23 protein-coding genes are annotated in these 19,963 nt (G+C 66.1%); 16 read left to right on the top strand and 7 right to left on the bottom strand.

Annotated features, from left to right (window positions below):
• Nucleotides 1–15: 15 nt before the first annotated feature.
• On the bottom strand, nt 16–339 hold the full coding sequence (locus ACE3TH_RS04275) for a DUF1476 domain-containing protein (RefSeq protein WP_374597670.1): 324 nt from the start codon (nt 337–339) through the stop codon (nt 16–18).
• Between the two features lie 272 nt (nt 340–611).
• Here ACE3TH_RS04275 and purC point away from each other — a divergent pair, with 272 nt between their 5' ends.
• Genes purC through purQ form a run of 5 tightly spaced genes read left to right on the top strand, consistent with a single transcriptional unit; the run spans nt 612 to nt 2,964 of the window.
• On the top strand, nt 612–1,370 hold the full coding sequence (gene purC / locus ACE3TH_RS04270; RefSeq protein ID WP_292174982.1) for a phosphoribosylaminoimidazolesuccinocarboxamide synthase: 759 nt from the start codon (nt 612–614) through the stop codon (nt 1,368–1,370).
• Nucleotides 1,370–1,606, top strand: coding sequence for a phosphoribosylformylglycinamidine synthase subunit PurS (gene purS, locus ACE3TH_RS04265; protein ID WP_374597668.1), 237 nt, complete (start codon nt 1,370–1,372; stop codon nt 1,604–1,606). Before purC ends, purS begins: the two co-directional genes overlap by 1 nt.
• The gene (locus tag ACE3TH_RS04260) at nt 1,603–1,734 is read left to right on the top strand and encodes a hypothetical protein (RefSeq protein WP_374597666.1); all 132 of its coding nucleotides are present in this window, start codon (nt 1,603–1,605) and stop codon (nt 1,732–1,734) included. Before purS ends, ACE3TH_RS04260 begins: the two co-directional genes overlap by 4 nt.
• 47 nt (nt 1,735–1,781) lie before the next feature.
• On the top strand, nt 1,782–2,261 hold the full coding sequence (locus ACE3TH_RS04255) for a YbhB/YbcL family Raf kinase inhibitor-like protein (RefSeq protein WP_374597664.1): 480 nt from the start codon (nt 1,782–1,784) through the stop codon (nt 2,259–2,261).
• Nucleotides 2,262–2,301: 40 nt separating this feature from the next.
• Nucleotides 2,302–2,964, top strand: a complete 663-nt coding sequence (purQ, locus tag ACE3TH_RS04250; protein ID WP_374597662.1) for a phosphoribosylformylglycinamidine synthase subunit PurQ — start codon at nt 2,302–2,304, stop codon at nt 2,962–2,964.
• 6 nt (nt 2,965–2,970) lie between these two features.
• Here the strand turns inward: purQ and ACE3TH_RS04245 are convergent, their stop codons facing one another.
• Entirely contained in the window at nt 2,971–3,189 is a 219-nt protein-coding gene (locus ACE3TH_RS04245) for a hypothetical protein (protein ID WP_374597660.1), read from the bottom strand.
• Nucleotides 3,190–3,307: 118 nt separating this feature from the next.
• On the opposite strand from ACE3TH_RS04245, the gene ACE3TH_RS04240 reads away from it, so the two are divergent.
• From ACE3TH_RS04240 to ACE3TH_RS04225, 4 genes are read left to right on the top strand one after another with little or no spacing between them, the layout of a single operon-like run.
• A complete protein-coding gene (locus ACE3TH_RS04240) occupies nt 3,308–4,102 on the top strand; it encodes a hypothetical protein (RefSeq protein WP_374597658.1) in 795 nt (264 codons plus the stop codon).
• 47 nt (nt 4,103–4,149) lie between these two features.
• Complete coding sequence (purL, locus tag ACE3TH_RS04235) at nt 4,150–6,372, top strand: phosphoribosylformylglycinamidine synthase subunit PurL (RefSeq protein WP_374597656.1); 2,223 nt, start codon at nt 4,150–4,152, stop codon at nt 6,370–6,372.
• A 2-nt stretch (nt 6,373–6,374) separates the two neighbouring features.
• Nucleotides 6,375–6,815, top strand: coding sequence for a DUF305 domain-containing protein (locus tag ACE3TH_RS04230; RefSeq protein WP_374597654.1), 441 nt, complete (start codon nt 6,375–6,377; stop codon nt 6,813–6,815).
• Nucleotides 6,816–6,866: 51 nt separating this feature from the next.
• Entirely contained in the window at nt 6,867–8,456 is a 1,590-nt protein-coding gene (locus ACE3TH_RS04225; protein ID WP_374597652.1) for an alkaline phosphatase, read from the top strand.
• Between the two features lie 3 nt (nt 8,457–8,459).
• Here the strand turns inward: ACE3TH_RS04225 and ACE3TH_RS04220 are convergent, their stop codons facing one another.
• Together ACE3TH_RS04220 and ACE3TH_RS04215 are read right to left on the bottom strand one after the other, a co-directional pair.
• Nucleotides 8,460–9,284: a YmdB family metallophosphoesterase gene (locus ACE3TH_RS04220; protein ID WP_374597650.1), complete on the bottom strand. Its 825-nt coding sequence runs from the start codon at nt 9,282–9,284 to the stop codon at nt 8,460–8,462.
• A 5-nt stretch (nt 9,285–9,289) separates the two neighbouring features.
• Entirely contained in the window at nt 9,290–9,841 is a 552-nt protein-coding gene (locus ACE3TH_RS04215) for a 5-formyltetrahydrofolate cyclo-ligase (protein WP_374597648.1), read from the bottom strand.
• A gap of 435 nt (nt 9,842–10,276) precedes the next feature.
• Between ACE3TH_RS04215 and ACE3TH_RS04210 the strand changes: the two genes are divergently transcribed.
• Nucleotides 10,277–10,651, top strand: a complete 375-nt coding sequence (locus ACE3TH_RS04210; RefSeq protein WP_374597646.1) for a PH domain-containing protein — start codon at nt 10,277–10,279, stop codon at nt 10,649–10,651.
• Nucleotides 10,652–10,657: 6 nt separating this feature from the next.
• Here ACE3TH_RS04210 and ACE3TH_RS04205 read toward each other — a convergent pair whose 3' ends face one another.
• Nucleotides 10,658–10,966 carry a cell division protein ZapA gene (locus ACE3TH_RS04205; protein ID WP_296169676.1) on the bottom strand — a complete coding sequence of 103 codons (309 nt, stop codon included), beginning with the start codon at nt 10,964–10,966 and terminating at the stop codon, nt 10,658–10,660.
• Entirely contained in the window at nt 10,966–11,238 is a 273-nt protein-coding gene (locus ACE3TH_RS04200) for a hypothetical protein (RefSeq protein WP_374597644.1), read from the bottom strand. Before ACE3TH_RS04200 ends, ACE3TH_RS04205 begins: the two co-directional genes overlap by 1 nt.
• Before the next feature lie 97 nt (nt 11,239–11,335).
• Here ACE3TH_RS04200 and tkt point away from each other — a divergent pair, with 97 nt between their 5' ends.
• Genes tkt through purT form a run of 3 tightly spaced genes read left to right on the top strand, consistent with a single transcriptional unit; the run spans nt 11,336 to nt 14,935 of the window.
• Nucleotides 11,336–13,342, top strand: a complete 2,007-nt coding sequence (tkt, locus tag ACE3TH_RS04195; RefSeq protein ID WP_374597642.1) for a transketolase — start codon at nt 11,336–11,338, stop codon at nt 13,340–13,342.
• The gene (locus ACE3TH_RS04190; protein WP_374597640.1) at nt 13,343–13,735 is read left to right on the top strand and encodes a VOC family protein; all 393 of its coding nucleotides are present in this window, start codon (nt 13,343–13,345) and stop codon (nt 13,733–13,735) included. It abuts the gene before it with no gap.
• 3 nt (nt 13,736–13,738) lie between these two features.
• A complete protein-coding gene (gene purT, locus ACE3TH_RS04185) occupies nt 13,739–14,935 on the top strand; it encodes a formate-dependent phosphoribosylglycinamide formyltransferase (protein ID WP_374597638.1) in 1,197 nt (398 codons plus the stop codon).
• On the opposite strand, the gene ACE3TH_RS04180 is transcribed toward purT, so the two are convergent.
• A complete protein-coding gene (locus ACE3TH_RS04180; protein ID WP_374597636.1) occupies nt 14,906–16,201 on the bottom strand; it encodes a S41 family peptidase in 1,296 nt (431 codons plus the stop codon). The genes purT and ACE3TH_RS04180 overlap by 30 nt on opposite strands.
• A 208-nt stretch (nt 16,202–16,409) precedes the next feature.
• Between ACE3TH_RS04180 and gap the strand changes: the two genes are divergently transcribed.
• The 3 genes from gap to fba all read left to right on the top strand — a co-directional run bounded on the left by gap (nt 16,410) and on the right by fba (nt 19,960).
• Entirely contained in the window at nt 16,410–17,417 is a 1,008-nt protein-coding gene (gene gap / locus ACE3TH_RS04175) for a type I glyceraldehyde-3-phosphate dehydrogenase (RefSeq protein WP_374597634.1), read from the top strand.
• A 176-nt stretch (nt 17,418–17,593) separates the two neighbouring features.
• Nucleotides 17,594–18,790, top strand: coding sequence for a phosphoglycerate kinase (pgk, locus tag ACE3TH_RS04170; RefSeq protein WP_374597632.1), 1,197 nt, complete (start codon nt 17,594–17,596; stop codon nt 18,788–18,790).
• Nucleotides 18,791–18,874: 84 nt separating this feature from the next.
• The gene (gene fba, locus ACE3TH_RS04165; RefSeq protein WP_374597630.1) at nt 18,875–19,960 is read left to right on the top strand and encodes a class II fructose-bisphosphate aldolase; all 1,086 of its coding nucleotides are present in this window, start codon (nt 18,875–18,877) and stop codon (nt 19,958–19,960) included.
• Nucleotides 19,961–19,963 lie beyond the last annotated feature (3 nt).

Genomic DNA, 19,963 nt, shown 5'->3' with positions numbered 1-19,963 from the left:
GTCTGCGATGTCGGCCTATTCGCCGCTGCGGATCTGCTCACGGGCGACAGACGACAGTTCGTCCATCTTGCGACGCACTTCGCCCTCGGTGACGGCGATGCCCGACCCTTCCAGGTCCTGGGCGATTTTGCGGAAGACGTCCTCCTCGCCCGGCTGGTCGAAGTCGGCCTTGACCACGGCACTGGCATATTGCTCGGCGCTGTCGGCGCTCAGGCCCATCTTTTCGGCGGCCCACAGACCCAACAGCTTGTTGCGACGGGCGACGGCCTTGAACTCCTGTTCGGCGTCCAGAGCATATTTGGCCTCAAAGCCTTTTTCGCGGTCGTCGAAGGTCGTCATGGGGGTCGTCAGGCTCCGGCAGGCGATCCTCAGAACTCGGACCGCATTCGAGGTGGTCTATAGCCGCCCCGCTTGCGAACGCAACCGGAACCGGTTTCACCGCAGCGGAAGCCGGCGAGGCGTGTCGTCGCGGACCCGTTTGTGTCGGGACCGGGGTTCCGCTAAAGGTGCGCGCGACAAATCCCCGCCCGCCGATTCCGGATCGCGCCGCTCAGACGATGGTTCTGGCCGCGCGATTTTCGTTTTGAGGCAGGCCCCGACGGACCCGGTGAATGAACGTCAAGCGCAAGAAGATCTACGAGGGCAAGGCCAAGATCCTTTACGAAGGACCCGAGCCCGGCACGCTGATCCAGTATTTCAAGGACGACGCCACCGCCTTCAACGGCGAGAAGAAGGCCCAGCTGGAGGGCAAGGGCGTCATCAACAACCGCATCAGCGAGTTCGTGATGAGCCGCCTGAACGGCATCGGCGTCACCAACCACTTCATCAAGCGACTGAACCTGCGCGAGCAGCTGATCCGCGAGGTCGAGATCATTCCGCTGGAGGTCGTCTGCCGCAACGTCGTGGCCGGCTCGATGAGCAAGCGGCTGGGCATCGACGAGGGAACGCCCCTGCCCCGCTCGATCATTGAATTCTATCTCAAGAAGGACGAGCTCAACGACCCGATGGTCACCGAAGAGCACATCACCGCCTTCAACTGGGCCTCGACGCAGGAACTGGACGACATCCTGGCCATGACGGTGCGGGTCAACGACTATCTGTCGGGCATGTTCGGGGCCGTCGGCATCACCCTGGTGGACTTCAAGATCGAGTTCGGCCGCATCTGGGAGAACGACTTCGCGCGCGTCATCCTGGCCGACGAGATCAGCCCCGACAGCTGCCGCCTGTGGGACACCACCACCGGTGAAAAACTGGACAAGGACCGCTTCCGCCGCGACCTGGGCGGCGTGATCGAAAGCTATACCGAGGTGGCGCGCCGCCTGGGGATCATGAAAGACATGCCGACCGTGATTCAGGGGGGACTGCACTGATGGCCAAGATCAAGGCTCACATCTTCCTCAAGCCCGGCGTGCTGGATGTTCAGGGCAAGGCCGTCGAAGGGGCCCTGCACGGCCTGGGCTGGACCGGCGTCTCTGGCGCCCGCGTCGGCAAGCTGATCGAGTTCGACCTGGACGGCGTCGAGGACCCCGCCGCCGAGGCGAAAAAGATGTGCGAGCAGTTGCTCGCCAACACCGTCATCGAAAGCTACCGCATCGAGGTGGCGTGAAGCGCGGCCTGAAACTGCTGGTCGCGCTCTTCGTCCTGGCCGGATGCCTGATCTTCGCAGGTGCTCTGGCGGGGGGGCTGATGGACGACCGCGCCTTTACTCAGGCGGCAAAAGACGCGGCACACTGAGGGCGTTGGTGCGTTAGGGTCGTTCCGAACACTTTCGCGAGGCCCTCATGACCTTCACCCTGACTTCGAAAGACATCACCGACGGCGGCGTCCTGCCCGACGCCCAGGTGCAGGCCAGGGGCAATACCTCGCCGCATCTGGCCTGGTCCGGTGCGCCAGAGGGCACCAAGTCCTATGCCGTCACCGTCTATGATCCGGACGCCCCGACCGGCTCGGGCTTCTGGCACTGGACGGTGGCCAACATCCCGGCGGATGTGACCGAGCTGGACACCGGTGCGGGTTCGCCGGGCGGTCGTTTGCCGATGCGTGCAATCCAGGGGCGCACCGACTTCGGTCAGGCCGGATTCGGCGGGGCCGCCCCGCCTCCCGGCCACGGCCCGCACCGCTACATCTTTACTGTCTTCGCAGTGGACACAGACTCGCTGGATGTGACTGCCGATGACTCCGGAGCCGTCTTCGGCTTCAACCTGCATTTCCACACCCTAGCCAAGGCGTCGATCACGGCGACCTACGAGAACAAGGGCTGACACCTGACAGGGGCTACGAAGCCTGCTAAACGCCCGCGCCATGAGCGCAGCCGTCATCGTCTTCCCCGGGTCCAACTGTGATCGCGACTGCAAGGTCGCAATCGAACGCTCCACGGGCGAGCGGGTCGAGATGGTCTGGCATCAGGACACGGAACTGCCCAAGGGGCTGGATCTGATCGTGCTGCCAGGCGGCTTTTCTTACGGTGACTATCTGCGCTGTGGGGCTATGGCGGCGCAATCGCCGGTGATGCAGGCGGTGAAGAAGGCGGCGGACGATGGTGTCGCTGTTCTGGGCATCTGCAACGGCTTTCAGATCCTGTGCGAGGCTGGGATGCTGCCGGGCGCCCTGCTGCGTAACAGCGGCCTGAAGTACGTCTGCAAGCCGATAAGCCTGACCGTGGCCAATGGCCAGACGCGCTTCACCGCGAGGTATCAGGGTCAGCGCGAGGTCGTCATGACCCAGGGCAACGGCGACGGGAACTACTTCGCCGAGCCGGAAACTCTGGCCCGCATCGAGGGCGAGGGCCAGGTTGTTTTCCGTTATGTCGACAACCCCAACGGCTCGATGGCCGATATCGCCGGCCTGCAGAACGCGCGGGGCAATGTGCTGGGCATGATGCCCCACCCGGACCGCGCCTTCGAGGAAGAGTTGGGTTCCGCCGATGGCGCGACCCTGTTCCGCAGCATCATGGATGCGGCTTAGGCCGGATCAGTCCGTAGCGCCGTCGGCATTGCTGCCGGCCGGACCGCGCACGCTGTCATAATCTTTGTCATCGGCCTCGGTGACCGCGTCCTCATCGTCGCGCGATTGCACGTCGCCGGGATCGCGCTGGGCCGCCAGTTCGCGCGCACCAACGCCCAGTCCCTGTTCACGGCCACGGGTGGCGGAGACTTCGTCGGTTTCGAATACGGGTTTCTCGTCGGCCATGGTGGTTCTCCTGTTCGGTGACCTAACCGTTCGCAATGGCCGGGGTTCCGACGCCCAATGAACCTTTGCCGTGCCCGAGCGTATTGGCGGCACGTCGATACGCCGCCGGAGCCCGCGCATGTCCATCCTTCGCCCCAGTTCGTCCCAGATGACGCGCCGCCTGATCGTGCTGGCGACGGTCATCTTCGCCATCGCCATCTCCCAGATCCAGATGTTCATGGGCTGGGGCCAGACGGCGGCCGAGTTTGCGGCGGACAGCGATACGACCCTGAAGGTCGCGGGCTATGCCTTCGCCATCTGGGGCGTGATCTATGCCGGGCTGCTGGTCTATGCGATCCGTCAGGCCCTGCCCAATACGGGCGAAAGCGAGATGATCAATCGTTTCGGCTGGCCCTCGATCCTGGCGTTTCTGGGCATCGGCTGGTGGATCGTCGCGGCGGCCTTCGACTGGGAAGTGGCCACCATCGTGTTGATCTTCGGCGCGCTAATCGTGCTGCTGATCCCCATGCTGACGGGCGCGCCCGCCATCCGCGCCCTCTCGCGGGCCGACCGCGATCGCTGGATGACCGTCTGGCCGCTCAGCCTTCTGGCCGGCTGGCTGACGGTGGCGGCGCCCGTCAATCTGATCACCGTGGCGACAGGCAATGGCGACCTGCCAACGATGCTGTCGCCGACGGTCTGGGCCATCCTGGCCATCGCCATCGTCGTGGCCGTGGCCCTGCTGGTGACGTGGCGCATACGAACCGTGGCCTATTCGCTGCCCATCGCCTGGGGCCTGCTTGGTGCCTTCGTGGCCGAGCAGGAACGCAACATGCCGCTGGCCATGATCGCCCTGGCGGCGGGCGTCGTGGTGCTGATCGGGGCGGTGCTGCTGGCCTTCCGGCTGAAGTCTGGCGTCGAGCGGGCCGTTTAGCCTAACGCGGCTGACAGCGAGGGCGACACCCGCTATGACGCCCGCCCATGAGCGCACCTGAAAAGACCCCCGCCCCGTCGATGGCCGATCTGGCCGCCGAATACGGCCTGGCCCCGAATGAGTATCAGGTCGTGCTCGACAGGCTGGGGCGCGAACCTAACCAGGTCGAACTGGGCGTGTTCTCGGTCATGTGGTCCGAGCACTGCTCCTACAAATCCTCGAAGACGCACCTGGGCAAATTCCCGACCACCGGTGAACGCGTCATCTGCGGCCCGGGCGAGAATGCGGGTGTCATCGACATCGACGACGGCGACGCCTGCATCTTCAAGATGGAGAGCCACAACCACCCCAGTTTCATCGAGCCCTATCAGGGCGCGGCGACGGGCGTGGGCGGCATCATGCGCGACGTCTTCACCATGGGCGCGCGTCCCGTGGCCCTGCTGAACGCTTTGCGCTTCGGCGATCCGTCGCATGAGAAGACCAAGCGGCTGGTCAAGGGGGTCGTCAGCGGCATCGGTGGCTACGGCAACTGCGTCGGCGTGCCGACCGTGGCGGGCGAGACCAACTTCCACAGCGGCTACAACGGCAACATCCTCGTCAATGCCATGTGCGTCGGCCTCGCCAAGGCGGATGCCCTGTTCTATTCGGCCGCGCCTGCGCCGGGTCTGTCAGTGGTCTATTTCGGCTCCAAAACCGGCCGGGACGGCATCCACGGGGCGACCATGTCCTCGGCCGAGTTCGACGACGAGTCGGATTCGAAACGCCCGACGGTCCAGGTCGGCGATCCCTTTGCCGAGAAGCTGCTGATCGAGGCGACGCTGGAACTGATGGCCTCGGGTGCTGTCGCAGCGATCCAAGACATGGGTGCCGCTGGCCTGACCTCGTCCTCAGTCGAAATGGCGGGCAAGGGCGGCGTCGGCATCGAACTGAACATGGATGCGGTCCCCCAACGCGAAGAAGGCATGACCGCCTATGAGATGATGCTGTCGGAAAGCCAGGAGCGGATGCTGGCCGTTCTGAAGCCAGGTCGCGAGGACGACGGCTATCGCATCTTCAAAAAATGGGGCCTGGATGCCGCCGTCATCGGCCAGACCACCGATACGGGCCGTCTGGTCCTGAAACATCATGGCGAGACGGTCTGTGACGTGCCCCTGGCTCCGCTGTTCGACGATGCGCCACTCTATGACCGTCCCTGGGTTCAGCCGGACCTGCAGCCGCGCCTGACGCCGGCCCAAGTCCCTGCGCCTGACAGCTGGGTCGATGCGGTGCTGTCGGTCGTGACGTGCCCGGACATGGCCTCCAAGCGCTGGATCTGGGAGCAGTACGACCGCCACGTCATGGCCGACACCCTGCACGATTCCGCCACAGCGGCCGATGCGGGCGTGGTGCGCGTGCATGGCACGGACAAGGGTCTGGCCGTCACATCCGACTGCACGCCGCGCTATGTCCAGGCCGATCCCTATGAAGGCGGCAAACAGGCCGTTGCCGAGGCCTGGCGCAACCTGACGGCCGTGGGTGCCCGGCCCATTGCCATCACCGACAATCTGAACTTCGGCAATCCGCAGCGGCCGGAAATCATGGGCCAGATCGTCCGTGCCATCGACGGTATGGCCGAGGCCTGCCGCGTGCTCGACTTCCCGGTCGTGAGCGGGAACGTGTCGCTCTATAACGAGACCAATGGCGTGGCCATTCCGCCGACCCCGACGGTCGGGGCCGTGGGTCTGCTGACCAACTACGACATCGTCACCGGCTTCGGCACCATGGCCGAAGGCGATGTGCTGGTGCTGATCGGCGAGACGCATGGAGAGCTGGGCTCGTCGATCTATCTGCGCGAGGTGCTGGGTCGCGAAGACGGCGCGCCGCCGCCGGTCGATCTGGCGCTGGAACGCAAGACCGGCGACTTCGTGCGCGGCCTGATCGAGGCCGGAGACCTGACCTGTGTCCACGACCTGTCGGACGGCGGTCTGATCGGCGCGGCGGCGGACATTGCCCTGGCCAGCGACTGCGGCGTGGAGCTGGACGCTTCCAGCCACGACCACGCCCACTTCCTGCTGTTTGGCGAGGACCAGGCCCGCTATCTGGTCGCCGTTACCGACCCGGTCGCCCTGATCGCCGGGGCCCAGGAAGCCGGATTGCACGCCTCCGTCGTCGGCCGCGCGCGCGGCACCGACTTCGCCTCCACCGGCAAGGGCGGCGACCTGTTCCGCCTGCCGCTGGCGCATCTTCGTGAAATGCACGAAGGCTGGATGCCGAACTGGATTGAGGGTTGATCATGCGCCTCCACACCATCTCCGCCCTGTCCATGGCCGCCTTGGCCCTAGCGGCCTGCGAGGGCGGCGGCGACCCGGTCCAGCAGGCCCTGCGCGACGCCTCCTCGGAGCGTCAGGCGGCGACCGTCGTCGATGGCGAAGTGTCCGGTCCCGCCCCGGTCGATCATGCGGCCATGGGCCACGGCTCTGCTGCGACACCCGGCAACCAGGCCTTCGCCGCTTCGGAAACCGAGATGCACCGTCTAATGGCCGAGGCGTCGGGCGAGACGGTAGATGAAGCCTATATCGCCAAGATGATCGCCCACCACGAAGGGGCCGTCGACATGGCCCAGGTGGCCCTGCGCGAAAGCCAGGATCCCGAGATCCGTCGCATGGCCCTGGCCGTGATCGACGCCCAGACGCGCGAGATCGCGGAAATGAAGGCGTGGCGTCCCGCCGAGTGACGACCGTCACATTTCCGGGCTAGGAGCAGACCTTCAGCCTGGAGTGCTCCGATGCGTTCGATCGATTCCCTGTCCCGCCGTGGCCTTTTGCTCGGCCTCGGTGCCGGCGGCGCCCTGGCCAGTGGCGGTGCCCTGGCCCAGGAAAACACCCGCCGCATGGCCGGGCCGGTATTCGCCGAATATCCCTTCCAGCTGGGCGTCGCCTCGGGCGATCCGTTGCCGGACGGGTTCGTGATCTGGACCCGCCTGGCCCCCCGCCCGCTGGAGATCGGCCACGGCATGCCCAGCCAGCCCATGCTGGTGAACTGGGAGGTCGCCTCCGACCGCGGCTTCAACACCGTGGTCCGCAGCGGCGAGGCGGTGGCCCGCCCCGAACTGGCACATTCTGTCCATGTCGAGGTCGGGGGGCTGGAGCCCGGTCGCGACTATTTCTATCGCTTCTCGGCCGGGCGCGAACGCTCGCCCTCGGGCCGGGCGAAGACGTCCCCGGCGACGGGTGCCCAAGTTGCCCAGGCCCGCTTCGGCATCGTCGGCTGTCAGGCCTATGAGCAGGGCTTCTATACCGCCCATCGCAAGATCGCCGACGAGAACCTGGATTTCGTCTTCTGCTACGGCGACTACATCTACGAGGGGCGCGGCAACCGCACCTACACCGGCTCTGGCGGCACCATGGACAATCCGCGCCAGCATCTGGGCGGGGAGATCTATTCGCTGGACGACTACCGACGCCGCTACGCCCAGTACAAGATGGACAGCGACCTGCAGGCCAGCCACGCCGCCACCTCGTGGTTCTGCACCTGGGACGACCACGAGATCGACAACAACTGGACAGACGCTCTGGATCAGGACGGCACCCCGCCTGAAGTGTTCCTGCTGCGCCGTCAGGCGGCAGCCCAGGCCTATTACGAAAACATGCCTCTAAGGCGTTCGTCCTTCCCGACGGGCGCGACGATCCAGCTTTACCGCCACGCAACCTGGGGCAATCTGCTGGATCTGAATTTCCTCGACACCCGCCAGTTCAGGACCGCCATTCCCTGCGACGGCACCTGGGCCTCGACCTGCGACGCGGTGCGCGACCCGGCGGCCCAGGTCATGGGCGAGGCGCAGGAGCAGTGGCTGTATCGCAACCTGGACCGCACCCGGGCGCACTGGAAGGTCCTGGCTCAGCAGGTCATGGTCATGGATCTGGACCGCAAGGAAGGGCCCGAGACCGGCTACAACCTGGACACCTGGGCTGGCTATGCCATCCCGCGTCAGCGGCTGCTGGATCGCCTGCGCGAGCGTCGCATCGGAAACACCGTCATCCTGACCGGCGACGAGCATCAGAACTACGCCGGTGAGCTGTACCGCGACAGCCGCAATCCGGAGGGGGCTCCCATCGCCTCGGAGTTCGTCACCACCTCGATCAGTTCTTCCGGCGACGGCCAGGACCAGCGCGCCGACGGCCGCCGCTATTTGGCCGACAACCCCTTCCTGAAGTTCAACAACGCCCAGCGCGGCTATGTCGTCTGCGACATCACCCCGGAGCGCTGGCAGACCGAGTTCAAGGTGCTGGACAAGGTGTCGGACAAGACCGGCACCCTGACCACGCGCGCCAAGTTCGCGGTGGCCAGCGGCGATGCACGGGTTGTGGCGGCCTGACGCTTACGCGACGAGCGGCACGGCCTGGCTCAATCGACCACCGACCCGGATCGGCTCGATGCGCGTCGCCAGGCCAGTCTTGTCGTCGGTCTCGACATAGACGCCGCAGATGGTCGCCGGGCCGTGTGCCGGCGTATAGCGGCCACCGGAGATGCGGGTCGTGAAGCGCCGCAGGGGCTCTTCCTTCTCGTTGCCGATGACGCTGTCATAGTCGCAGCAACCGCCGGCGTCGGTCTGATAGGCCGTGCCACCGGGCAGGATCTGGGCATCAGCGGTGGGCACATGGGTGTGGGTACCGACCACCAGGCTGGCGCGGCCATCGCAGAAGTGACCCATGGCCATCTTTTCGCTGGTCGCCTCGCAATGCATGTCCACGATGATGGCGTCGGCGGCCATGCCCAGCGGACAGGCGGCCAGTTCCTTTTCGACCGCGCTGAACGGGCAGTCCATCGGGTCCATGTGGATGCGGCCCAGCACATTCATGACCAGGACCGTCTTGCCGGAGTGGGTCTCGAACAGATTGGCCCCGGCTCCCGGTGCATCCATCAGCCTGGGATAGTTGGCCGGACGGATCAGGCGCGGCTCACGCACGATATAGGTCAGGGCCTCGCGCTGGTCCCAGCTGTGGTTGCCGAGCGTCAGGCAGTCGGCCCCGGCCATGAACAGCTCGCGCGCCGTGTTTTCGGTGATGCCGAAACCGCCCGCCGCGTTCTCGGCATTGACCACCACGAAGTCGAGTTTCAGGTCGCGCTTCAACCCCGGCAGATGATCGCTCAGACCATCCCGCCCGGACTTGCCGACCACATCACCAAAGAACGCCAGACGCATTGAGCTCAAACCTTTCGCGCCGGGGTATAGCCGACCTCGGTCAGAACGCCATGCAGCCGAATGTCATGCGGCTCCAGCTCCAGCATGCCGACCTGTTGTCCGGCATAGGCCAGACCTATGCGGATCGCGTCGGGCAGCGCGGCAAACGTCCGGTCATAGTGGCCGCCGCCCTGCCCCAACCGACCGCCCCAGGTGTCGAAAGCCAGAAGCGGTGTCAGGATCAGATCAGGCACCACGGTCTCAGCCAGCGGAAACGGCGCGGGCACGCCTGCAGCGTCAAGGTCCAGCGGATCGCCGGGCGACCAGCGGCGGAAGATCATGGGCGCGTCCATCGCGATCACTACGGGCAGGCACAGGACTCGACCTTCGGCGCCCAGCACCCGCGCAATCGGCTCCGCCCCCAACTCCGATCCTATCGCGCAGTACAAGGCAATCGTGTCGGCTGGCGGCAACTGCATGACATGGTGCGACACGCGATCCGCAGCCGTGGCGTCCAGCCCCGCCAACCGCTTGCGCTCGGCCCGCATCGCCGATCGAAGCTCGCGCTTGTCTGTCATGGTAGGACACTCAACCGCGCGGATCACGCGCAGGAGCCGTAACGCGGAGATCATCCGCGCTCAAGCAGCTAGGCTCCGCGAGCCGCGACGTTAGCGCACAAACACGCGCTCAAGCAGCGGGCGACCGCGTCGCGAGCGTTAGCGCACTAAAAAGAAGAAGGGTGGCGGCGCCGTAAGAGCCGTGAAGGACGGTTTAAATCCTCTCGAGCCTGGGTAGCCAGGTGGGCTCCGTGTGCTCAACCCCACGAGGTCAAACAGGGACAGATCCCTTCGAGTGAATTAAGGCCGCGAGGATATGTTGCCTTCGACGAGAGCCACAGCATGACCCGCCGTGAAGCAAGATAGTCCCTCGCGCCGTCTTTCGCCAGAGGGCGTCGAAGCGTCTTCAGTTCGTCGCGCCGGAGCATTATCGATGGCGCAACACGGAGATGCGTCATGAGCCTGCTGAACGCCCTGATGGGCAATGCCAATACCGTCGACCCCAGGAGCATCGCGGGCGAGATGGCCAATATCCTGATCCCCGGCGAGCGGATCGAACATGCCTACAAACTGGTGCGCGACCTGATCGTCTTCACCGACAAGCGGCTGCTCTTCGTCGACAAACAGGGGATGACCGGCAAGAAGACGACCTTCCAGTCCCTGCCCTATTCGAAGATCACCCATTTCAGCGTCGAAACGGCGGGTACGCTGGATATGGAGGCCGAAATGAAGATCGGCGTCTCGGGCGGCGCATTGTTCGGCAAAACCTTCGGGCGCGGCGTCGACATCACCGAGGTGCAGCGTGTGCTGGCGACCTACGTACTAGTCTGATCGGCCTCAAAGCCCCTGAACAATCTTTTCCAGCCGCGCGGCGACGGCGTTCAGGGCTTCGGCCACACCGTCATGGCTGGGCGCACCCGGCACCTCGACCACCGGCAGGCCCTGGCGAGCCTCGTGCAGTTCGTCGGCCAGCATCAGCCCAGCCATGAGGAACAGGCGGATGTCGCCGACATGACCGACCTCGCCCGCCACCTGACGCACATGGGTATCGAAAAGGCTGGCCAGCATCTGGACCCGCTGTTCCTGACCATCGGCGCAACCGACGGCGTAGGGGCGGCCATTGACCTCTACGGTGACGGTCGCCATCAGCGCCCCTCCCATTCGGCCAGGGCCTCGTCGGCCAGCACGTCGCGGATCGCCTCGGCGGCGCGGTCCAGAACCTCCGCCGCGTCACGACCAGCGGCCTCCAGTTCATAGATGCGGGCGCGGTCGGTTTCGCTGGACGGCGTGGGCGCAAACAGGTCGTCGTCGGGCACACGGCTGGTACCCGCCGCGCGACCCTTCAGGTCCATCAGACGGCGCTCCAGCAGTGCCAAAGCGCGATCGACACGGTCTTTTGCGGCCGAGGCAGCATCCATTCGGGTCATATCCTCCAGAATCCGTATAGAACCCGCCCGCGCGCCGGGGTAAAGCGGCGCGCCTCCCTTTTTCCGCCTTCCGACGAAAGGTCCCGCCGTGACCGACGCCAAGATCACATCCAAAAACGTTCCCGAAAAGCCGTCCCTGAACAAGATGGCCGACGCCATCCGGGTGCTGTCGATGGATGCGGTGGAAAAGGCCAAGAGCGGCCACCCCGGCATGCCAATGGGCATGGCCGACGTCGCGACCGTGCTGTTCTCGAAGTTTCTGAAGTTCGATGCCTCGCGTCCCGACTGGGCCGACCGCGACCGCTTCATCCTGTCGGCGGGCCACGGCTCGATGCTGATCTACTCGCTGCTGCACCTGACCGGCTACAAGGCCGCGACGCGCGAGGAGCTGTCCAACTTCCGCCAGTGGGGATCCAAGACCGCCGGCCACCCCGAGTTCGGCCACATGCCGGGCGTCGAGGTCACAACCGGTCCCTTGGGCCAAGGGCTGGCCACCTCCGTCGGCTTCGCCATGGCCGAGCGGCATCTGGCGGCCAAGTATGGCGACGATCTGGTCGATCACCGCACCTGGGTCATCGCGGGTGACGGCTGCCTGATGGAGGGGGTATCCCAGGAGGCCATCGCCCTGGCCGGTCGCTATCGGCTGAACAGGCTGACGGTGCTGTGGGACGACAACGAGATCACCATCGACGGCAAGGTGTCCCTGTCGGACACCACCGACCAGAAAGCGCGCTTCAAGGCGGCGGGCTGGGCGGTCAAGGCGATCGACGGCCACGACACCAAGGCCATCAAGTCCGCCCTGCAATGGGCGACGCGTCAGGACAAGCCTACCCTGATCGCCTGCAAGACCCAGATCGGTCGCGGCGCCGCCACCATGGCCGGCAGCCACAAGACCCACGGCGCGGCTCTGGGTGCCGCCGAGATCGCGGCCACGCGGCTCGGCCTGGCTTGGGAGCACGAGCCGTTCGACCTGCCCGAAGCCGTCGACAAGGCCTGGAAGAAGGTCGGCCGTCGCGGGGCCAAGGAGCGCAAGGCCTGGGAGTCTCGCCTGGCCGCATCGTCACAAGCTGCGGACTTCACCCGCGCCATGGAGGGTGACCTGCCCGCCGGGGCCTTCGACAAGCTTCAGGCGAAGATCGCCGAACTGGTCGAGACCAAGCCGGCTCAAGCCACGCGCCAGTCGTCGGGTGCTGCGCTGGATGAATTATTCGCCGCCATCCCCGAACTTATCGGCGGCTCGGCTGACCTGACCGGCTCCAACAACACCTTTGTCAAGGACACGCCAATCTTCGACGCGCCGTCCTATGAAGGGCGCTACGTCAACTGGGGCATCCGCGAGTTCGGCATGGCTGCGGCCATGAACGGCCTGGCCCTGCACGGCGGAGTCATCCCTTACGGCGGCACCTTCATGGTGTTTTCGGACTACAGCCGCCCGGCCATCCGCCTGGGTGCCCTCATGGGCGTGCGGGCGATCCACGTCCTGACCCATGACAGCATCGGCCTGGGCGAGGACGGCCCGACGCACCAGCCGGTCGAACATCTGGCCGCCCTGCGCGCTATCCCCAACCTGCTCGTCTTCCGCCCCGCCGATACGGTCGAGGCCATGGAGTGCTGGCAGATCGCGCTGCAGACCAAGGACCGGCCATCGGCCTTGGCCCTGTCGCGCCAGAAGACACCTGCGGTCCGCACCGTCGCGGCGTCCGAGAACCTGTCAGCCAGGGGGGCTTATGAGCTGCGGGCCGCCAATGGCGAGGCCAGGGTCACCCTGTTCGCCACCGGCACCGAGGTTCCGCTGGCTCTGGCCGCCGCCGACCGGCTGGAGGCCAACAACACCCCGACGCGCGTCGTCTCCGTCCCCTGTTTCGGACTGTTCGAGCAACAGGACGCCGCCTACCAGGCCTCGATCATCGGTCGCGGCACGGTGCGCGTCGCCGTCGAGGCCGCGATCAAACAGGGCTGGGAACGGTTCATCGGCGAGGACGGTGCCTTCGTCGGCATGACCGGCTTCGGAGCATCGGCCCCTGCGGAAGTCCTGTACGACAAGTTCGGCATCACCACCGAGGCCGTGGTCGCCGCAGCCAAGGCGCGCCTCTAGATGTCCCGCATCGGGGCGATCAGCCTGCTCGTCCACGACTATGACGAGGCGATCGCCTTCTATGTCGGCAAGCTGGGGTTCGAGCTCAGCGAAGACAGCGACATGGGCGGCGGCAAACGCTGGGTGCGCGTGACTCCGAAAGGGGGCGAGACCTCGTTGCTGCTCGTCCGCGCCACGACCGACGCCCAGACGGCGCAGGTCGGCAATCAGGCGGGCGGCCGGGTCTGGCTGTTCCTGGAGACCGACGACCTGATGCGCGACCATGCCGCCTGGCTGGCGGCGGGTGTCGCCTTCCGCGAGACCCCGCGTCACGAACCCTATGGCAAGGTGGTGGTCTTCGAAGACCTTTACGGCAATGCCTGGGACCTGATCGAACCTGCGACCGGAGACTGACCCATGAAACTCGGCACCCCCCTGTCCGACACCGCCGTCCGCGTCATGCTCCTGGGCGCTGGCGAACTGGGCAAGGAGGTCGCGATCGAGCTTCAGCGGCTGGGGGTCGAGGTGATCGCCGTCGATCGCTATCCCAACGCTCCGGCCATGCAGGTCGCGCACCGCAGCCACGTCATTCCCATGACGGATCCGCAGGTCCTGAACGGCGTCATCCTGGCCGAGGCCCCGCACTTCATCGTGCCCGAGATCGAGGCCATCGCCACCGACGTTCTGGCCCAGATCGAGGCGGCAGGTCTGGCCACCGTCATCCCGACGGCGCGCGCGACCCAGCTGACCATGAACCGCGAGGGGATCCGCCGGCTGGCTGCCGAGGAGCTGGGCCTGCCGACCAGCCCTTATGCCTTCCCCACCTCCGCCGCCGAACTGGCCGAGGCCGCCCACCGGATCGGGCTGCCGGTCTTCGTCAAGCCGGTGATGTCGTCCTCCGGCAAGGGCCAGTCGATGATCGAGGCCTTGGAGGACGCCGGCAACGCCTGGGCTTATGCCCAGTCGGGCGGCCGGGTCGAGACCGCCACCGTCATCGTCGAGGGCCGCATCGACTTCGACTATGAGATCACCCTGCTGACCGTACGGTCACGGGCCGCCGACGGCAGCATCCGTACCGACTTCTGCGCCCCCATCGGGCATCGCCAGGAGAAAGGCGACTATGTCGAAAGCTGGCAGCCGCAGGCCATGACCCCCGCCGCCCTCGCCTCGGCCCAGGATATCGCGAGCAAGATCACCGATGCCCTAGGCGGCCTCGGCGTCTTCGGGGTGGAGCTGTTCGTCAAGGGCGACCAGGTCTGGTTCTCGGAGGTCTCGCCCCGCCCGCACGACACGGGTCTGGTGACCCTGGCCACCCAGGTCCAGTCCGAGTTCGCCCTGCACGCCCGCGCCATCCTGGGCCTGCCCGTCGATGTCACCCTGCGCGAGCCGGGGGCCAGCGCGGTCATCTATGGCGGCATGGACGCCCCAGGTATCGCCTTCGAGGGTGTGGCCGAGGCCCTGTCCGTCCCCACCGCCGACCTGCGCCTTTTCGGCAAGCCTGAAAGCTATGAGCGGCGCCGCATGGGCGTGGCGACGGCGCGCGGCGAGACGGTCGAACAGGCCCGCGAGCGCGCGCGTGAAGCTTCAGGAAAGGTCAGACCCGTCCGAGACTGACCCGGCAACCGCCTGTGGCGACGCATTTGCCGCGGCCTGAGCGATAGCCGCCTGGATCGCCGCCATCCCCGCTTCCAGCGTCGGATCGCGTCCCGCACGCCGCGCCGCCCAGTCGTCTGGCACTTCGATGTCCGGGGTGACGCCCACGCCTTCCAGATTGCGCCCTTCCGGCGTGGTCATCACGATCGTGCCGACGCGTAGCAGGCCTCCATCCGGCAGTTCGATGGGTCGCGTTCCGGTCACCGCCCCGCGCGATCGCAGGCCGACGATGGTCGCCCTGCCCTTTTCCTGCGCCACGCCGGACAGCAGTTCCGCCGCACTGCCCGTGCCCGGTCCGATCAGCATGACCACTGGCCCCAGATAGGGCTGCGACGCCGCCTGGATGTTGTAGCGCGTGTCGATGAAGCGCCCCTTGACCACGGTGTAATCCTGCCGCTCCGCGAACAGCCAGCCCATCACCTGTCCGGCGATGGTCAGTATCCCTCCACCGTTGGTGCGCAGGTCGATGATCAGCCCCGCCGGCGGATTGTCGGCGAAGGTCTCCATCTCGTCGTAGAACTGGTTGTACCGGGTCGCGTCGAAGTCGTCGAAGCGGATGTAGGCGATGTTTCCATCCTTGCGCTCGGCCACGAACCGGGGCCGCACCGGCATGGTCACGCCTGGAAGATCCACGCTGTGGCGCTCACCCGCATCGTCCAGAAACACCAGGGTGTCGGTGCGCCCCACCACCGGCGGCACGGCCAGCAGGACGGACAGCCCGCTTACGGTCTCAATCCGCCAGCCCGGCGTGACCCCCGCCGCCTCAGCCGCCGATCCCGGCACGACCGTGGCCACGAACCGGTCGTCGCCGCGCGGCGTGACGGTAAAGCCATAGCCTGTCGTCTGGCCGGTTCGTTGAAGCTCATAATAGCGTTCCCGCTCCAGCGGGCTGAGGGTGACGGTATGGTCGTCGTCCAGCAGGTCCAGCAGTTCGGTCAGCTCGACATGCAGGCCGTCCGATGTGGGCTGGGCCACCGCCTCTGCCCGTCGCGCCTGGGCCTCCGCCACAAACGGCACCCCGCCGAAGTCCGGCTTGTAGAAAAGCTTCTCGGTGTATCGGACCACTGCGTCATAGACCTTGGCGTTCAGCGCCGCCCGCTCCGCAGAGCGATCCGCCGGCTGGGCGATCCCTTGCGGCTCGTACGTCCGCGCATAGGGAATGGAGGCACAGGCCCCCAGCGACAGCGCCGCCAGGACAACGAGGAGCGGGCGCGCGACAGACGACACAGTGAGCATGTCTGGCACGCTACAGGGCGCCAGCCTCAAGTGTCGAGATAGCCCGGTTATCCCTTCCGCCCGCTGCGCCGGATCAACCTGTGCCGTAACAGTCGCTGGCAGTGTGTGAAGTCACAACTGGCCCCGCAGGGGTTGAAACCGGACGCTCAGGGTTCCATTGAAGCCGCCGATCACGAATTCTTTCAAAGGAAGCCCGCCCATGACCGTTCGCGTCGCCATCAACGGCTTTGGCCGCATCGGCCGTCTCGTCCTGCGCTCGATCGTCGAGCATGGCCGTCGCGATATCGAGGTGGTGGCGATCAACGACCTGGGGCCCGTGGCCACCAATGCCCACCTGCTGAAATACGACAGCGTGCACGGCCGTTTCCCCGGCGCCATTACCTCGGGCGAGGACTGGATCGACGTGGGCCTGGGCAAGATCAAGGTGACGGCCGAGCGCGATCCGGCCAACCTGCCGCACAAAGACCTGAACGTTGACATCGCCTTCGAATGCACGGGTATCTTCACCGCCCGTGACAAGGCCGAGGCGCATTTGAAGGCGGGGGCCAAGCGCGTCCTGATCTCGGCTCCCGGCGACAATGCCGACAAGACCATCGTCTACAAGGTCAACCACGACACCCTGACCGCCGACGACATCGTCGTGTCGAACGGCTCGTGCACCACCAACGCCCTGGCCCCCGTCGCCAAGGTGCTGAACGACCTGTTCGGCATCGAGCGCGGCTATATGACCACGATCCACAGCTATACCGGCGACCAGCCGACGCTGGATACGATGCACAAGGATCTGTATCGCGCCCGCGCCGCCGCCCTGTCGATGATCCCGACCTCGACCGGTGCCGCCAAGGCCCTGGGCCTGGTCCTGCCGGAACTGAAGGGCAAGCTGGACGGCTCGTCCATCCGCGTCCCGACCCCGAACGTTTCGGTCGTGGACCTGAAGGTCGTCGCCGGCCGCGAGGTCACGGTGGAAGAGATCAACTCAGCACTTCAGGCCGCCGCCGACGGTCCGATGAAGGGCGTCCTGTTCACCACCGACGAGGCCCTGGTCTCCAGCGACCTGAACCACATCGCCGCCTCCTCGACCGCCGCCCTGCCTCAGACCCAGGTCGTCGACGGCAAGCTGGCGCGCGTGCTGAGCTGGTACGACAACGAATGGGGCTTCGCCACACGGATGGCAGACACGGCGCTGGTGATGGCGAGGTTCATCTAACTTCTGCTCCCTCTCCCAGCGGGAGAGGGCTTGAGCGCACGGCGGCATCGCCGTCGTCCTTGTGCGAAAGGGTGAGGGGTTACGGTGCCATGCTCACCTACCACCTGAACCCCTCATCCGACGGGGCTCCGCCCCGCCACCTTCTCCCCTCGGGAGAAGGCAGACAGGAGCGAACCATGACCTTCCGTACCCTCGACGACGCCCCCTCCCTCGCCGGCAAGGCCGCCCTTGTCCGCGTGGATTTCAACGTCCCGATGGAGGACGGCAAGGTCACCGACGACACCCGCCTGCGTGTTGCCCTGCCGACGATCCAGAAGCTGCGCGATGCGGGAGCCAAGGTCGCCCTGCTGGCCCACTTCGACCGGCCCAAGGGCAAGGTCGTGCCGTCCATGAGCCTGCAGCCCGTGGTCGATGATCTGGAAGCCCTGATCGGTGCCCCCGTCCGCTTCGCCGACGACTGCGTGGGCGACGAAGCCAAGGCCGCCATCGCCGACCTGGATGCGGGCGGCGTGATCCTGCTGGAAAACGTCCGCTTCCATGCGGGTGAGGAGACCAACGATCCGGCCTTCGCCCAGCAACTGGCCGACCTTGGCGACCTCTACGTCAACGACGCCTTCTCCGCCGCCCACCGTGCCCATGCCTCGACCGAAGGCCTGGCCCGGCTGCTGCCCGCCTATGCCGGCGAGTCCATGCGCCGCGAGCTGGAGGCGCTCGATGCGGCGCTGGGCAATCCCACCAAACCCGTCATCGGCATCGTCGGCGGGGCCAAGGTCTCCACCAAGTTGGACCTGCTCAAGAACCTGGTCGGACAGCTGGACAAGCTGGCCATCGGCGGCGGCATGGCCAACACCTTCCTCTATGCCCAGGGCTTCGACATCGGCGGTTCGCTGGCCGAAAAGGACATGGAAGCCACCGCCCGCGAGATCATGCAGGAGGCGGCGGATCGTGGCTGCGAGCTGCTGCTTCCCATCGACCTGATCGTGGCTACCGAGGTGAAGCCGGGTGCCGACTACCGCACCGTCAAGGCCGGCGAGACCCTGTCCGCTGACGACAAGATCCTGGACGCCGGTCCCGCCTCCGTCGCCCGACTGAACGCCGCCATCGACGGCTGCAAGACACTGATCTGGAACGGTCCGCTGGGCGTGTTCGAGGTGCCCCCGTTCGACACCGCCACCGTCGCGGTCGCGCGCCACGTGGCGGCCCGCGCCAAGGCCGGATCGCTGGTCGCCGTCGGCGGCGGCGGCGACACCGTCTCGGCCCTGAACCATGCGGGTGTCAGCGACGACATGACCTTCGTCTCCACCGCCGGCGGGGCCTTCTTGGAATGGATGGAGGGCAAGCCCCTACCAGGCGTCCTGGCGCTCAGAGGCTGAGGCCGATCCTGTAACATTGCGTGACTTCGCCGCGCGACGCGGCTAAACCAGCGTCAAAATCAAAAAGGGCTTCAGGAGACACCCATGGCGCGCATCACGCTGCGACAACTGCTCGATCACGCGGCAGAGGAAGGCTACGGCCTGCCCGCCTACAACATCAACAACATGGAACAGGGCCTGGCCATCATGGAGGCGGCCGAGGCGGTCAACGCCCCGGTCATCATTCAGGCCAGCCGCGGCGCGCGGAACTATGCCAATGACATCGTCCTCGCCAAACTGATCGACGCCCTGGCCGAGCTGTATCCGCACATTCCGGTCTGCATGCACCAGGATCACGGCAACGGCCCCGCGACCTGCGCCACCGCTATCCAGTACGGCTTCACCTCTGTGATGATGGACGGCTCGCTGGAAGAGGACGCCAAGACCCCCGCCTCCTACGAATACAACGTCGACGTCACACGCCGCGTGGTCCAGATGGCCCACTCCTGCGGTGTCTCGGTCGAGGGCGAGCTGGGCGTTCTGGGTTCGCTGGAAACCGGCATGGGCGAGGCCGAGGACGGCCATGGCTTCGAGGGCAAGCTGGATCATTCCCAGTTGCTGACCGATCCGGACCAGGCCGTCGACTTCGTGCGCGAGACCCAGGTCGACGCCCTGGCCATCGCCATGGGTACCAGCCACGGAGCCTACAAGTTCACGCGCCAGCCGGACGGCGACGTCCTGGCCATGAATGTGATCGAGGAAATCCACCGCCGCCTGCCTGACACCCACCTGGTGATGCATGGCTCGTCCAGCGTGCCGCAGGACCTGCAGGACATTATCAACCAGTACGGCGGCCAGATGCCCCAGACCTGGGGCGTGCCGGTCGAGGAGATCCAGCGCGGCATCAAGCACGGCGTGCGCAAGATCAACATCGACACTGACAACCGCATGGCCATGACCGGCGCGATCCGGAAAATCCTGGCCGAGAAGCCGGGCGAGTTCGACCCGCGCGCCTATCTGAAGCCCGCCAAGGAGGCGATGCGCAAACTCTGCCAGGAGCGTTTCGTCCAGTTCGGCTGCGAGGGTCAGGCGTCCAAGATCAAGCCGCTGTCCACCGCCCAGATGGCCCAGCGCTACGCCAGGGGCGAACTGAACCCACATTTCGGCTCGGCCAAGTCCAAGGCCGCCTGATCG

This window comes from Brevundimonas sp. (assembly GCF_041919755.1).
In the GTDB taxonomy this organism is placed as follows: domain Bacteria; phylum Pseudomonadota; class Alphaproteobacteria; order Caulobacterales; family Caulobacteraceae; genus Brevundimonas.
Note: the sequence above shows the minus strand (reverse complement) of the source record. Positions and strands in the feature narration are given on the sequence as shown.

Bases quoted from the DNA above. Each gene is read 5' to 3' on its own strand.
- ACE3TH_RS04275 (WP_374597670.1), bottom strand. From the start codon at position 339: ATGACGACCTTCGACGACCGCGAAAAAGGCTTTGAGGCCAAATATGCT.
- purC (WP_292174982.1), top strand. From the start codon at position 612: ATGAACGTCAAGCGCAAGAAGATCTACGAGGGCAAGGCCAAGATCCTT.
- purS (WP_374597668.1), top strand. From the start codon at position 1,370: ATGGCCAAGATCAAGGCTCACATCTTCCTCAAGCCCGGCGTGCTGGAT.
- ACE3TH_RS04255 (WP_374597664.1), top strand. From the start codon at position 1,782: ATGACCTTCACCCTGACTTCGAAAGACATCACCGACGGCGGCGTCCTG.
- purQ (WP_374597662.1), top strand. From the start codon at position 2,302: ATGAGCGCAGCCGTCATCGTCTTCCCCGGGTCCAACTGTGATCGCGAC.
- ACE3TH_RS04245 (WP_374597660.1), bottom strand. From the start codon at position 3,189: ATGGCCGACGAGAAACCCGTATTCGAAACCGACGAAGTCTCCGCCACC.
- ACE3TH_RS04240 (WP_374597658.1), top strand. From the start codon at position 3,308: ATGTCCATCCTTCGCCCCAGTTCGTCCCAGATGACGCGCCGCCTGATC.
- purL (WP_374597656.1), top strand. From the start codon at position 4,150: ATGAGCGCACCTGAAAAGACCCCCGCCCCGTCGATGGCCGATCTGGCC.
- ACE3TH_RS04230 (WP_374597654.1), top strand. From the start codon at position 6,375: ATGCGCCTCCACACCATCTCCGCCCTGTCCATGGCCGCCTTGGCCCTA.
- ACE3TH_RS04225 (WP_374597652.1), top strand. From the start codon at position 6,867: ATGCGTTCGATCGATTCCCTGTCCCGCCGTGGCCTTTTGCTCGGCCTC.
- ACE3TH_RS04220 (WP_374597650.1), bottom strand. From the start codon at position 9,284: ATGCGTCTGGCGTTCTTTGGTGATGTGGTCGGCAAGTCCGGGCGGGAT.
- ACE3TH_RS04215 (WP_374597648.1), bottom strand. From the start codon at position 9,841: ATGACAGACAAGCGCGAGCTTCGATCGGCGATGCGGGCCGAGCGCAAG.
- ACE3TH_RS04210 (WP_374597646.1), top strand. From the start codon at position 10,277: ATGAGCCTGCTGAACGCCCTGATGGGCAATGCCAATACCGTCGACCCC.
- ACE3TH_RS04205 (WP_296169676.1), bottom strand. From the start codon at position 10,966: ATGGCGACCGTCACCGTAGAGGTCAATGGCCGCCCCTACGCCGTCGGT.
- ACE3TH_RS04200 (WP_374597644.1), bottom strand. From the start codon at position 11,238: ATGGATGCTGCCTCGGCCGCAAAAGACCGTGTCGATCGCGCTTTGGCA.
- ACE3TH_RS04190 (WP_374597640.1), top strand. From the start codon at position 13,343: ATGTCCCGCATCGGGGCGATCAGCCTGCTCGTCCACGACTATGACGAG.
- purT (WP_374597638.1), top strand. From the start codon at position 13,739: ATGAAACTCGGCACCCCCCTGTCCGACACCGCCGTCCGCGTCATGCTC.
- gap (WP_374597634.1), top strand. From the start codon at position 16,410: ATGACCGTTCGCGTCGCCATCAACGGCTTTGGCCGCATCGGCCGTCTC.
- pgk (WP_374597632.1), top strand. From the start codon at position 17,594: ATGACCTTCCGTACCCTCGACGACGCCCCCTCCCTCGCCGGCAAGGCC.
- fba (WP_374597630.1), top strand. From the start codon at position 18,875: ATGGCGCGCATCACGCTGCGACAACTGCTCGATCACGCGGCAGAGGAA.